At 46.0% G+C, this 13,586-nt stretch carries 9 protein-coding genes; all 9 read right to left on the bottom strand.

Going from position 1 to position 13,586, the window contains the following annotated elements; all coding sequences use genetic code 11:
* Nucleotides 1–3: 3 nt before the first annotated feature.
* The 9 genes from argC to ACAN54_RS16570 all read right to left on the bottom strand — a co-directional run bounded on the left by argC (nucleotide 4) and on the right by ACAN54_RS16570 (nucleotide 13,569).
* Nucleotides 4–1,059: an N-acetyl-gamma-glutamyl-phosphate reductase gene (argC, locus tag ACAN54_RS16610; RefSeq protein ID WP_379157316.1), complete on the bottom strand. Its 1,056-nt coding sequence runs from the start codon at nucleotides 1,057–1,059 to the stop codon at nucleotides 4–6.
* A 153-nt stretch (nucleotides 1,060–1,212) separates the two neighbouring features.
* Nucleotides 1,213–2,106 (bottom strand): YitT family protein, encoded by an 894-nt coding sequence (locus tag ACAN54_RS16605; RefSeq protein WP_379157313.1) that lies wholly within the window; start codon nucleotides 2,104–2,106, stop codon nucleotides 1,213–1,215.
* A gap of 105 nt (nucleotides 2,107–2,211) precedes the next feature.
* Nucleotides 2,212–3,325 (bottom strand): peptide chain release factor 2 gene (gene prfB, locus ACAN54_RS16600; RefSeq protein ID WP_379157310.1). Its coding sequence is split into 2 segments (ribosomal slippage): nucleotides 2,212–3,252 and nucleotides 3,254–3,325, totalling 1,113 coding nucleotides; the frame shifts between segments, so codons are not numbered across the junction.
* 507 nt (nucleotides 3,326–3,832) lie between these two features.
* Entirely contained in the window at nucleotides 3,833–6,340 is a 2,508-nt protein-coding gene (secA, locus tag ACAN54_RS16595) for a preprotein translocase subunit SecA (RefSeq protein WP_379157307.1), read from the bottom strand.
* 316 nt (nucleotides 6,341–6,656) lie between these two features.
* On the bottom strand, nucleotides 6,657–7,208 hold the full coding sequence (hpf, locus tag ACAN54_RS16590; protein ID WP_074087283.1) for a ribosome hibernation-promoting factor, HPF/YfiA family: 552 nt from the start codon (nucleotides 7,206–7,208) through the stop codon (nucleotides 6,657–6,659).
* A 230-nt stretch (nucleotides 7,209–7,438) separates the two neighbouring features.
* Nucleotides 7,439–8,872, bottom strand: coding sequence for an S-layer homology domain-containing protein (locus ACAN54_RS16585; protein ID WP_379157303.1), 1,434 nt, complete (start codon nucleotides 8,870–8,872; stop codon nucleotides 7,439–7,441).
* Between the two features lie 288 nt (nucleotides 8,873–9,160).
* Complete coding sequence (locus tag ACAN54_RS16580; protein WP_019915069.1) at nucleotides 9,161–9,358, bottom strand: cold shock domain-containing protein; 198 nt, start codon at nucleotides 9,356–9,358, stop codon at nucleotides 9,161–9,163.
* Nucleotides 9,359–9,823: 465 nt separating this feature from the next.
* Complete coding sequence (locus tag ACAN54_RS16575; protein ID WP_379157300.1) at nucleotides 9,824–12,454, bottom strand: choice-of-anchor Z repeating domain-containing protein; 2,631 nt, start codon at nucleotides 12,452–12,454, stop codon at nucleotides 9,824–9,826.
* Between the two features lie 164 nt (nucleotides 12,455–12,618).
* Nucleotides 12,619–13,569: a choice-of-anchor Z repeating domain-containing protein gene (locus tag ACAN54_RS16570; protein WP_379157297.1), complete on the bottom strand. Its 951-nt coding sequence runs from the start codon at nucleotides 13,567–13,569 to the stop codon at nucleotides 12,619–12,621.
* Nucleotides 13,570–13,586: the final 17 nt, after the last annotated feature.

Genomic DNA, 13,586 nt, shown 5'->3' with positions numbered 1-13,586 from the left:
ACCTTAAGGATACACAGGTGTGTAGCCCAGACCGCGGGTTTCCTCCCATCCCATCATCAAATTCAAGTTCTGAATCGCTTGCCCTGCTGCGCCCTTAACGATATTGTCAATAACGGATACAATGGTCACCCGACCTGTACGGGCATCTGTAGCAAAACCAATATCACAATAATTGGATCCGCTGACCTCTTTGGTTGCTGGCAACACACCCGCATCACGAATCCGCACATATGGCCGGCCTGCATAATATTTACGGTATAAATCCACCCAATCCTGCTCGCTATATCCACCGTTCATTCCGGCGTACATAGTACTCATAATCCCGCGGGTCATCGGCACCAGATGTGTGGTGAACGTTACCGTCACTTTTTCTCCGGCAATTTCCGTCAGGGCCTGTTCAATCTCAGGGATATGCTGGTGCTTATTCACCTTATAGGCCTTGAAGTTCTCGTTGATCTCCGCATAATGAACCATCAGACTCGTACCTCGTCCTGCCCCGGAAACCCCTGATTTCGCATCAATAATGATACTGTCGTGTTGGATCCATCCTGCTTGCAGTGCCGGAATCAGTCCAAGTAGTGTAGCAGTCGGATAGCAGCCCGGATTGGAGACGAAATCTACTCCAGCCGCACGATCGCCGAATACCTCGCATAATCCGTATACAGCCTGCTGCAGATAAGCTTCAGGCGGAGCCGTATGCTTATACCACTGTTCATACTCGGCGCCGTCCTTCAGGCGGAAGTCACCGGACAGATCAACAACCTTCAGACCTGCCTCCAGCAGCTGCGGCACCAGCTTCGCACTCACACCGGACGGCGTTGCCGTAAATACCACATCGGCCCTGCCGGCAATCTCTGCTGCGTCCACTCCATCCAGATTGCGCTGCACAATTCCTGTTAAATGCGGAAACCCTTCCTCAATAGGCACACCTGCGCTTGAAGAAGAAATCACCGAAGTAATCTCTATATCAGGGTGATTCTGCAGTAGCCTGATCAGCTCCACGCCCCCATAACCCGTCGATCCAACAATTGCCGCCCTCAGCTTGCCTGTCACTGTCATCCCCGCTTCCTACCTGTTATGAATATCATGAATACCGTCCTTGGAAATATGTATTATTATACGACCGAATTAATATAAATACAACATGTAACGTCAAGTTTATTAAAGCACAATACTACTTATATTCCCCCAAAAAAAAGAACACAGCCCCCTTTAAGGAGACTGCGCTTCTCTTTTGAACCCTTCGCCCAGCACTTCGTGAGCCTCCGTAATAATGACGAACGCCCCGGGATCAACGGAACGCACAATCGCCTTCAACCGGGTAATCTCATTTTGGCCCACAACGACCATAAGTACTATGCGATTATCACCAGTATAGCCACCTTGCGCATTCAGCTTGGTCAGGCCCCGGTCCAGATCATTCAAGATCGCCTGTGAGATCTCATCCGTCTGGTCAGAAATGATGTACGCCACCTTGGTTGTGCTGAAGCCCACCTCCAGTGCGTTAATCACCCGGCCCGTTACAAACAAGCCAATTAGCGCATACATCGCCTGCTCCATGCCCAGTACAAAAGCAGCCAGTGTAATCACCGTACCATCCAGAAGCACCACAGACAGCGAGAAACTGAATCCTGTAATCTTCTGGATAATCTGCGCCAAAATGGTCAAGCCTCCCGTAGAGCCCCGCCCGCGGAATACCAGCCCAAGACCCAGCCCCACCCCAATCCCGCCATAAATAGAAGCAAGCAGCGGATTGGTGGTCGGAACAGGCCCATTTTTAGTTAAAAAGATAAACAGCGGCAGCACAAAGCTGCCCAGCAGTGACCGGATTCCATATTGCTTGCCCAGGAATATCACCCCAAGGATAAACAGCGGAATATTCAGCGCCCACTGGGTGAAAGCAGGTTCAGCCCCCAGCCAGTCTTCCGCAAGTACAGACAACCCCGACACCCCTCCGGAAGCAATTTGGTTCGGCAGAAAAAACAGATTAAAAGCAAGACCCGTAATCAGCGAGCCTACCAGGATCAGCACAATATCCACCGTATGGCGCAAAGGCCCGTTCAGTGGAATCAGCGGAGGTTTGTTGCGCGAATTGATTTTTTGCATACAGAATAATTCTCCTTAACTTTATACTTGAAGCCATTATACATCCTAAACTTATCAAAAAAATTCCTACACCTCCGAAGACGCGTAGGAATTATCATTATACCCTTATTCTGCTTCTGTCTTAATCTGGCTGCGCAAATATCCGTCAATAAAAGCGTCAAGATCGCCGTCCATCACAGCTCCAACATTTCCGGTTTCTACGGACGTACGGTGATCCTTTACCATACTATAGGGATGGAATACATAGGAGCGGATCTGGCTACCCCAGGCAATATCCGATTGCTCGCCGCGGATCTCATCGAGATGCTGCTGCTGCTCCTGCAGCTTGCGCTCATACAGCTTGGAACGCAGCATTTTCATTGCCTGTTCCCGGTTCTTGATCTGTGAGCGTTCATTCTGACACGTTACCACTACGCCGGTAGGCAAGTGAGTAATGCGCACCGCAGAATCCGTCGTATTGATATGCTGTCCGCCCGCGCCGCTGGCCCGGTACGTATCGATCTTCAGATCCTCTGTACGGATATCCACCTCTACATCATCTGCAATCTCGGGTACCACATCACAAGATACAAATGAGGTGTGGCGTCTGCCTGAGGCATCAAACGGAGAAATGCGCACCAGCCGGTGTACTCCCTTTTCCGCCTTCAGATAGCCATAGACGTTGTAGCCTTTGATCAAAAGCGTAACACTCTTAATCCCCGCTTCGTCGCCAGGCAAATAATCCAGTACCTCTACCTTGAAGCCGCGCTTCTCAGCCCAACGGGTATACATGCGCAGCAGCATCTGCCCCCAGTCCTGAGACTCCGTGCCTCCAGCACCGGGATGCAGCTCCAGTATCGCATTGAGCTTGTCATACGGCTGGTTGAGCAGCAGCTGCAGCTCAAATTCATCGACCTTGCCAGCGACACCACGAATAGTGCCGGCAACCTCTGAGGCCAGCGCTTCATCGCCTTCTTCATCCGCCAGCTCCGCCATCATGGCTGCATCATCATATTCCTGCTGCAGCTTCTCGTACTGATCCACGGATGACTTCACCGCATTCATCTCGGCGATGACCCCTTGCGCTTTCTCCGGATCATCCCAGAACCCGGGTGCTGCCATCTTTTCTTCAAAGTTGGATATCATCTCCTGCTTCAGATCTAAGTCAAAGAGACCCCCTAAGGTCTGTTAGTTTCTTACCTATTTCACGCAGGTCCTGCTTAACATTAGGATCAATCATGTGTGATCACTTCACCTTTCAAAATAGAATCATTGCGCCGGGACGGCTGTTTGGACATAACAGGGTGAATATATGTCATTCCAAGAATCTTCGAACTTAAGATCACTAGATCGGTGGAGACCATAACTGCGGGGAATGTTTGGACTTCCGGTCGCTGTTATAATTGGATTTCCTTATTCAAACCGCTGGCTGCGGTAGAATCCAATTCTAAAGGCGATCGCTATCGCTCCTACAGTTCCAAACTTCCCCTCCGTTACTTTCACCTGCATCTTAGATTATCAGTTCCAAACCTTCTCTACATGATCATTCACCCGGGTCTTCATATCCAAAAAAGCGGCCGGGCCGCAAACGGGGAGTCCCCCGGGCCCAGCCGCTTTTATTGTCATTATAACCCTTGAACTCTGGAGTACAGACATGAAGTACAGTTCTGTAAACAGCTTTTGCAGATTAATGTCTGCTTACTAGTTTACTAAGAATGCAAGGCCAAAATGTATTAGGCCGCTGTACTTAAGCATTCTGTCCATGACAGTTCTTGTATTTCTTACCGCTACCGCAAGGGCATGGATCGTTGCGGCCGATGGCTGCTTCAACATGCACAGGTTGCTTCTCGGCAGGCTCGCCATTGGTGGAGATTTTGTTCTCTTCCACTACAGATTGCCGTTCCTGATTGGTTTCAATGTGCGCCTTCATAATGTAGGTCGCAACTTCTTCCTGGATGGTGGCAGTCATGGCATTGAACATTTCAAAGCCTTCAAATTGATATTCGCGAAGCGGGTCAGTACCGCCATACGCGCGCAAGTGAATCCCTTGACGAAGCTGATCCATGGCATCAATATGATCCATCCATTTGCTGTCAACCGAACGGAGAACGATTACCTTCTCGAATTCACGTACCAGCTCAGCGCCAAGGCGTTCTTCACGGGCAGCGTATTTCTCCAGCACACGGCCAAAGATAAATTCGATGATCTCCTCAACTTCCTTGCCCCACAGGTCGTCCCGTGTCAGTTCGCCTTCTTCCAAAAGCTTGCTGTTCACATAATCAGCAACCTCTTGCAGCTCCCAGTTCTCAGGAATATCGTCACTGCAGTGAGCATGAACAATACGGTCAATAACCGGCTTGATCATTTCAACGACGACATCTTTGATATTATCAGACTCCAGAATCTCGCGGCGCTGTTTGTAGATAATCTCACGCTGCTGATTCATGACGTCATCATATTGAAGCACGACTTTACGAATATCGAAGTTGTTACCTTCGACACGTTTTTGGGCCGATTCTACAGCACGAGTGATCATCCGGCTCTCGATCGGTTGATCCTCTTCAAAACCAAGACGGTCCATCATGTTCAGCACGTTGTCCGCACCAAAACGCTTCATCAATTCGTCACCGAGCGACAGATAGAACTGAGTGGAGCCAGGGTCCCCTTGACGTCCCGCGCGGCCGCGCAGCTGATTATCAATCCGGCGTGATTCATGGCGTTCGGTACCAATAATATGCAGACCCCCGAGATCCGTAACACCTTCACCAAGCACGATATCCGTACCGCGTCCAGCCATATTTGTAGCAATCGTTACAGTTCCCGGCTGACCAGCATGAGAGATGATTTCTGCTTCCGCCGCATGATGCTTGGCATTCAGCACCTGGTGTCTGACACCTTTACGTTTCAGCATTTCTGATACACGTTCAGAGTTCTCAATAGAAACCGTACCTACCAGCACGGGTTGATTCTTTTTGTGCCGTTCCACAATTTCTGCAACCACTGCGTTAAACTTGCCGTTCTCACTTTTGTATACAACGTCCGGCATATCGACACGCTGGTTTGGTTTATTCGTTGGTACCTGTAGAACTTCCAGACCATAGATCTTCTTGAACTCTTCTTCTTCGGTCTTTGCGGTACCCGTCATGCCGCCCAGCTTGCGGTACATCCGGAAGTAGTTCTGGAAGGTAATCGTGGCCAGAGTCATGCTCTCATTCTGCACCTGAATTTCTTCCTTGGCTTCGATTGCCTGGTGTAATCCGTCACTGTAACGGCGTCCAGCCATCAAGCGGCCGGTGAATTCATCGACAATTACAACCTCGTCTTCATTCACAACATAGTCAACGTCGCGGCGCATAATTACATTCGCCTTGAGCGCTTGTACAATATGATGATTCAGAGTGACATTGGCATGGTCATACAGATTTTCCACTCCAAAGGCACGTTCTGCCGTAGCTACACCTTTTTCAGTCAAAGCCACGGATTTCACTTTAATATCAACTGTATAATCCTCTTCTGCAGTGAGTCTCTTTACGAAACGGTCTGCCGCATAATACAGTTCTGTAGACTTCTCGGCTTGTCCGGAGATAATAAGCGGTGTCCGCGCTTCATCAATCAGAATGGAATCTACTTCATCAATAATACAGAAATAGAGCGGGCGCTGAACCATTTGCTCCTTATAGAGCACCATGTTATCGCGCAGGTAGTCAAAACCGAACTCATTGTTCGTGCCATACGTAATATCGCAGGCATAAGCTTCTTGCTTATCAGCATGGTCCATGCCGTTCAGGTTCACCCCAACCGTCATGCCCAGGAAGTTATAAATTTGTCCCATCTGTGCACTGTCGCGCTGAGCCAGATAGTCATTGACTGTTACCACATGTACGCCTTTGCCAAGCAAAGCGTTCAGGTAGACCGGCAGTGTACCTACCAGCGTCTTGCCTTCACCTGTCTTCATCTCAGAGATACGGCCTTCATGCAGCGCCATGCCTCCAACCAATTGAACGTCAAAATGCCGCATGCCCAGCGTCCGTTTGGAAGCTTCGCGTACGGTTGCAAATGCCTCGGGAAGAATTTCTTCCAAAGTTTCGCCCTTCTCAATCCGGGCACGGAATTCATTGGTTTTGGCTTTCAGTTCTTCATCCGAAAGTGATACGAAATCGGGCTCCAATCCATTAATTACATCGACCGTCTTCATGAGACGTTTGACGTCACGTTCATTGGTGTCACCGAATATTTTTTTTACAAGTCCTAGCATGGTTAACCCCTTTCATGCAACACAGATGGTGGAACCGAGCCCATCCTCAATAATAATGAAAGGGCCATATATGATTTCGATTCCGCTGCTTCATAAATTGTAACAGTTTGTAAGAGAAGCCGCAATACAAGCTGCCGCAACCTTATTTTGCAAGTTATCTCATTACCTTTAAAATGCCGATATTTTGTCATAAACACATGTATATACGCACAAGAGCCCTATTCGCCACAGGCGAATAGGGGCTCGGTTAATTTTTTTGTCAGACTGAAGCAAATCTCTTCCCGAGAAGTCAAGGTCCGGCTTCGTACACCCAAACCTAGTCTTGTTCGATCAGACCGTATTTGCCGTCATTGCGTTTGTAAACAACGCTAACTTCAGAAGTGTCGATATTGGAGAACACGAAGAAATTGTGTCCAACCATGTTCATTTGCAGGATCGCTTCTTCCACATCCATAGGCTTCAAGGTGAAGCGCTTGTTCCGCACAACCTCCAAATCATCGTAATCCTGTTCCTCTACAGCGATGCTGCTTGGTGCTCCTTCCACAAAGAGCGTTTTCAGGCTTCCTTCCTGGCGGAACTTACGATTGAGCTTGGTCTTGTGTTTGCGAATCTGGCGTTCCAGCTTGTCCACTACAGCATCGATGGATGCGTACATATCATCGCTGCGGTCTTCCGCACGAAGCGTTACACCTGCCAGCGGGATCGTTACTTCCACCGTATGAAGGCCGCGAACAACGCCTAGCGTCACATATCCTTCTGAGGTAGGGGGTGCATCGAAGTACTTCTCAAGTCTGCTGAGCTTCTTATCAACATAGTCTCTCAAAGCGTCGGTCACTTCAATTTGTTGACCTCGAATGCTGAATTGCATGGGCACTCCTCCTTTGTTTACATTGCCATTATACCAAATTGTCAGAGCTAAGTAAAAAACAAATCATTACAGTGTTTACATCCAGCTGACAAAAGATGTTACAGGCTTCAGATATACAAAAAAAGGTCCGGCCAGAGCAACTTAAGCTGCCCCGGCTAGACCACGCATAACTACGGTTAGTATTGCTGTTTCGGTGATGATAAACCTAACCCGCTGAAAATCCCCTTCCGTTACTTCGTCTGGATGCGCAGTATTTCAACCGGTGACCAGGCACTTCCGGAACCTGTAATGAAGTAAACCTTATAACTGGTGCTGGCTGATAGTCCTGTCAAGCTTAGCGTCTGTCTAACTCCAGGTGCTGGCGCTGGTGTAATCCAGCCCGTCCAAGGCGCAATAAGCTGCGCACCCGAGCTATCCTGTCCGGCAGCGATTTGTACAGCAGTGGGATCAGCGGCGGAAGCCGGCACTACAACATATCTTACCGGAGCCGAAGGACCGCCTGTCTGCCCGTAAGTTACATAAACATCCGCTGTTACTGTTCCCATGTGCCCTGGTTCAACCCGTGTAATCGAGGTGGTAGTGCTTGAGGCAGTGGTCAAGCGAATTGTCGATACCGCTGACCAATTCCCCGCAGTATCCGCAACTGCAATATAGGCTGCGTACTCCGTATTAGCAGACAGGCCATAAAGGGAGAATGCAGTAGTGGTTCTGGCTGAAGTGGCTTTTACTCCATAGTTCACACCCGCAGCACCAGTACTAGTCAACCCTGCCTTTACTTGTGCTGCACTTGGCAACACTGCACTGCTGCTATAAGGCGCAACTACATAATACACAGCGCCGGTTACCGAAGGGGTGAGATACACATCCGCTGTGACTGAACCTACATGTCCATAGGTCAAACCACTCACCGTCGGAGTCGTAATAATGCCTCCGCCTCCACCACCGCTACCTCCACTTATAATTGGGGTTGGTGTTGGTGTAGGCGTTGGAGATGCACTACCGGTAGGAGTTGCCGTCGGGGTCGGGGTTGGGGGCACTGTAGCTCCAGAATTCGACGGTTTATATACAACCGAATTACTGATAATTCCTACAGCCTCCGCCCGGGTCAGCGATCTCCTAGGGCCAAAAGTTCCATCCGGGTATCCGTTGATAATCTTTTTACCTGCTGCGGCTGCCACTGCGCCTTTTGCCCACGCGGCAATTTGAGCATTGTCTTTAAATGTTGTGGAAGTTGAATTGGTATTCAGACTGAGTACTTTGGCGGCAATGACTGCTGCCTCTTGTCTGGTCAATGCATGGGTTGGACGGAAAGTATTATTCTCATAACCGCCGATATATCCAGCCTTTACGGCTTTTGCCACTTCAGAGTATACCCAGTTTGTGCTTTTCACATCGGTGAAGCTGATCGATCCTGTATCCTTGAACCCGAATAGGCGATTAATCAGTGCTACATACTCACCGCGCGTTATCGCCTTGTTAGGCTTCACCGTACCATCTGGATAACCACCCAAATATCCTTTATTCAACCAATCCTGCAGTTGTGCCTGCGCCCAGTGCCCTTGAATGTCCTTAGGTGCTGGAGCAGCTGAGACACTGCCAAGAGATCCAAACAGCATGCTCGCACCCAGTATTCCTGTCATTAATCCTCGCCACGTCTTTTTCATTCTACTTTTCATCCTCCTGAGTGTTTGATGGGCAAAGTCTTACGTCATTCCTCCTGAACCCCTGTCTTGTCCAAGAAGTCCATAAACCTAAGCCTAAAAAATATACGTCGAGGCAAGATAGAAAGTCCAACATCTCCCATTACCCAGAAATTGTATAATGTTAACGTTTTCTAAGATATTTACATAAAAGGCAATAAAAAAGACCCTGGGAAAAATCCCAGAGTCCATGCTAGCGTTATCTCAATTGCTAACCATCTACCATATATGTAGGTCGGCTGCGCCGGATGATTATAATTTGATGACGTTAGCCGCTTGTGGTCCGCGTGCGCCTTCAACGATATCGAATTCTACGGATTGACCTTCATCCAAAGTCTTAAAACCGTCCGTTTGAATTGCGGAGAAGTGTACGAATACATCGCCACCATCGGCAGTTTCGATAAAGCCATAACCTTTTTCTGCGTTAAACCATTTTACTTTACCTTCCATTGACTAAACATTCCCTTCGTCATCAAATGAATGTGTGAGTCATGCTCACAAATCGACTATACCACCGCTGCTTCTTCATTGTCAATTGGAATAGTAAATGTTTTCTTTCAATATTTTACCATTCATTAATTGACCTATGCACAAGCATATTTACAGTAATAAAAATCAAAAAAGTGGCAGACGAGTATTAATACCCATCTGCCACTATCACTGAAACACTGTTGGGCAATTATCAAATTCCCTACAATTATTTTATTAATATTTATCCAACTTGTACCTTTGAGAGGATAATAGAACCTTGTCGATTTTCTAGAGAATAAGGCGTTAATTGTCAGTTTGCTACTGCAGAAATACACCAAAGGAGTCGAATTACACTATTAACAATATAAAAAAAAAGACCTGAGTGGAAACTTCTTATCAAAGTGTCCTTTCTCAGGCCTCTGTTGATTAAATCATAGTAAAAGGTTACTTATACTCGAAATTCAAGGTACCACTTTTCTGCCCATCCGGGTTAATAATATAGAAAGATACAATACCTGCAGCTGTTACTGCCGGAGTATTGAAATAGACCCTAGTAGAACTAACATATGTTACTGCATATTCAGTGCCGTTAAAAATAATTTTCGCTCCTGAAGTTATATTCTTCCCATCAATATATATAATTGTCCCACCGCTAATTGGACCATAGGAAGGAGATACTGAACTAATACTAGGAGCCTGAATAACAGGAGGTTCATTGTACCGATAGCTCACACTTGAAGATCGTTGTCCATCAGCATTAGTTACATATACCTCTACTAGGCCTGGATTAATTCCTGCTGGGACTCTCACCCTTACACGTGTAGAATTAATGAATTCTGTCACGACTAATTTTCCACCAAAGTTAACTTGCGCGCCTGACTGGAATCCTGTTCCATCAATATAGTTCAATTCTCCACCAGCTAACCCCCCGTTTGTCACACTGAGAGTGGTAATACGCGGTGCCGGAATAACAGGAGGTTCATTATACCGATAGTTTACACTTGAAGATCGTTGTCCATCAGGATTGGTTACATATACCTCAACTAGGCCTGGATTTATTCCTGCTGGGACTCTCACCCTTACGCGTGTAGAATTAATGAATTCTGTCACAACTAATTTTCCACCAAAGGTAACTTGCGCACCGGATTGGAATCCTGTTCCATCAATATAGTTCAATACTCCACCAGCTAACCCCCCGTTTGTCACACTGAGAGTGGTAATACGCGGTGCTGGAATAACAGGAGGCTCGTTATACCGATAACTCAAACTTGGAGAACGTTGTCCATCAGGATTGGTTACATATACCTCAACTAGGCCTGGATTCGTTCCTGCTGGGACAGTTACCATTAACCTTGTAGAATTCACATACGTTGTCGCTAATAGTTTTCCACCAAAGTTAATCTGTGCACCCGATTTAAAGTTTGCCCCATCGATATAATTCACTTCTCCACCAGCCAATGACCCATTATCCGCAATAAGTTTCGTCAGAGTTGGCGCCGGAACAACCGGTGGTTCATTATACCGGTAGTTTACACTTGAAGAGCGTTGTCCATCAGGATTTATAGCATACACCTCGACTAGACCAGGCTTTACTCCTGCTGGAACAGTTACAACTAATCTTGTAGAATTCACATAAGTTGTCGACAATAGTTTTCCATCGAAGTTAATCTGAGTACCCGCCCGAAAGTTTGTTCCATCGATATAATTTGGTTCCCCACCAGCCAATACTCCATTATCTGCGATAAGTCTTGTTATTGTAGGTGCCGGCAAAGAAGAAATTTCTTTATATTCAAATCCATTTTTCATTTCTACCGATTGTAAATCCGGGTTCAGAACTCTCACATTCACAAAACCCGCTACTGAGGAAGAAGGAACTATGACATTTAAATGAGTATCACTTCCAAAAACACTAGTAGCTAAAATATTATTGAATAATACCTGAGTACCTTCTACGAAATGGGTCCCACTAATAGCTACAGCATATTCACCCGCTTGCGTTCCAAAGTTAGGCGAAATGCTTATTAACGTTGGAGCATCTGTTTCCGTTACACCTGGGGTTACTGAAGCTGGCAACGAACCTCTGCCCCTTCCATCATCATTAAATGCATATACCCTAACATAATATGTTGTCCCATTTACTAAATTAGTTATTGTTGCTTTATTGTCTGTGTAGTAAGGATAAATATCATGATAGTTACTATCTATAGAAGTCGAGATGCTAATCATGTATTTGGTCGCACCCTCTACCCTATCCCACTCTACCTTTGCCTCACTATCTCCTGCTGTGGTTCTGATATTTAAAGGTTGGCTTAGCGGAATTAATGCCACTTCATTAGAATCGGCACTTGTTTTTGCCCCGTTGATAGCCTTTACTACATAATAATAAGACTTATAGATATATTCTCCATTAAATGGATCGTCATCTCTATACATAGGGTATTGTGCTTGAGGTACAGTTGCTATAACTGAGTAGGGCCCGCCAGATGTCTCAGATCGTTTTACTTCATAACTAGTAGCTCCTTCAACTGAATCCCAATATAAATAGACAGGGCCATCGACCATTTTTATTAGATGCGGCGCATTCAATGTTTGATCTATGTAAGTAATTTCATTAATGGCCACCCATGAAGCATTACCTTTTACAGTTACTTTTATCGCTTCATAACTTCCCGGTACAACAGCAATAGGTTCAAGAGCCGCAGAAGATGTGTTGACCTTTCTAGTAGCTGGTTCACTAATTTGCACCCATAGCCCATCTTTTAGGCCATATATTGTATATTCCTCGTCCGTTGCTGGAGTTGCAAGAGCAGCTATCTGCAGTGCGGACATACTTATGGTTGTCGGAAAATTAAGCTGCAATGTTCCGCTATACATAGTTGCATTCCATCTTGTACTTAAGTCTTTATCAATAACGTTAGCAGGTACAAATCCTTCTGCTGCTGTGCTAGCAGAAACACTAGTTCCAACAGGGAATGATTGACCTTGCATTCCATTAACCGATTCCCCGTAAGCAACCGTAGCTGTCAATACAAACAATAAACACATAAAAATAAATGACCTTGATGCTCTTTTCATGCAATAAATTCCTCCATATATATTTTTTTACATACACTACTTATATCGGCTGTAAAAAAATTATCATTAGAGACCGTAGTTTGAATACAAAATGAAAACAAAATAGGCTTTGGGATTAACCAAAGCCTGAGTAGTATTATTAATTCCCATGTAAAGAAGAAGCTCTAATTGAAAGTAAAGCCGCCTGTTAAAACAACTTGTTGGCCATCAGAATTTTCAACCTTGATGTCAACTGGACCGGTAACAGTAGAGGCCGGTACCCGAATTAGTATTAATGTCGGATTATAAAAAGTCGATAGAGCCAGAATTCCATTCACATACACCTTTGATGTGCTTGTAAAGTTAGTACCATTGACATTTATAATATAGCCACCACTTTTAGCCCCACTGTTCGGAGAAATCGAAGTAATTGTCGGGCTTGGCTTAGGTACTGAAGCCGTATAAGTAAATCCACCCGCAACCACAGCGAATTGTCCATCGTTCGAGTTAATGACCTTAATGTCTACTGCTCCAAGTGCTGTTGAAGCTGGAACTCTAGCTTTTAAATCTGTCGGTGTATACAGTGTTGTCAAAGCTTCAAGATTATTTATATACACTTTACTATTCGTATTAAAGTTAACTCCTGAGATGGTTAGTAAATCCCCACCTGTATTTACTGCAGTATTAGGCGTTACCGATGTTATAACGGGCGGTTTGCCTAAGGCGGTAATGAACTTAATACCTCCTACCACTGTTGCTACTTGACCATCTGGGTTTTCTAAAGTTAAATTTACAGTTTCGGGTGCTGGCCATACCAGGGTTTTAATGTCCAGCTGTGTGCTGCTTATGAACGTTACTGGAACATCAGTATCCTTTAGCTTTACCTTAGTCCCATACAGGAGGTTTTTCCCTTTCAAGGTAAATTTCGCACCACCGACTAAGGCTACTTCTTGTACTGATATTGACTCTATAGCAGGCGCTGGTACTGCTGGCAGTAAGTTATATGTGAAGCCGTTCAAACGAATAGCCTCTTGTTGGTCTGGATTTACCACTTTAACGGTAACAGCCTCTTCCTTAGACCACTGAGGTGTTTTCACCAAAATTGTTGTTGCATTATAGTAGGTTGTAGACTCCAATGTTAATTAAAGAAAAC

Source organism: Paenibacillus diazotrophicus, assembly GCF_042610465.1.
The sequence above is the reverse complement of the archived record's forward strand: the minus strand, read 5'-3'. Positions and strand labels throughout refer to the sequence as shown.

Excerpts from the sequence above, each read along its gene's own strand:
- argC (WP_379157316.1), bottom strand. The coding sequence starts at position 1,059 with ATGACAGTGACAGGCAAGCTGAGGGCGGCAATTGTTGGATCGACGGGT.
- hpf (WP_074087283.1), bottom strand. The coding sequence starts at position 7,208 with ATGCAATTCAGCATTCGAGGTCAACAAATTGAAGTGACCGACGCTTTG.
- ACAN54_RS16605 (WP_379157313.1), bottom strand. The coding sequence starts at position 2,106 with ATGCAAAAAATCAATTCGCGCAACAAACCTCCGCTGATTCCACTGAAC.
- ACAN54_RS16575 (WP_379157300.1), bottom strand. The coding sequence starts at position 12,454 with ATGAAAAGAGCATCAAGGTCATTTATTTTTATGTGTTTATTGTTTGTA.
- ACAN54_RS16580 (WP_019915069.1), bottom strand. The coding sequence starts at position 9,358 with ATGGAAGGTAAAGTAAAATGGTTTAACGCAGAAAAAGGTTATGGCTTT.
- ACAN54_RS16585 (WP_379157303.1), bottom strand. The coding sequence starts at position 8,872 with ATGAAAAAGACGTGGCGAGGATTAATGACAGGAATACTGGGTGCGAGC.
- secA (WP_379157307.1), bottom strand. The coding sequence starts at position 6,340 with ATGCTAGGACTTGTAAAAAAAATATTCGGTGACACCAATGAACGTGAC.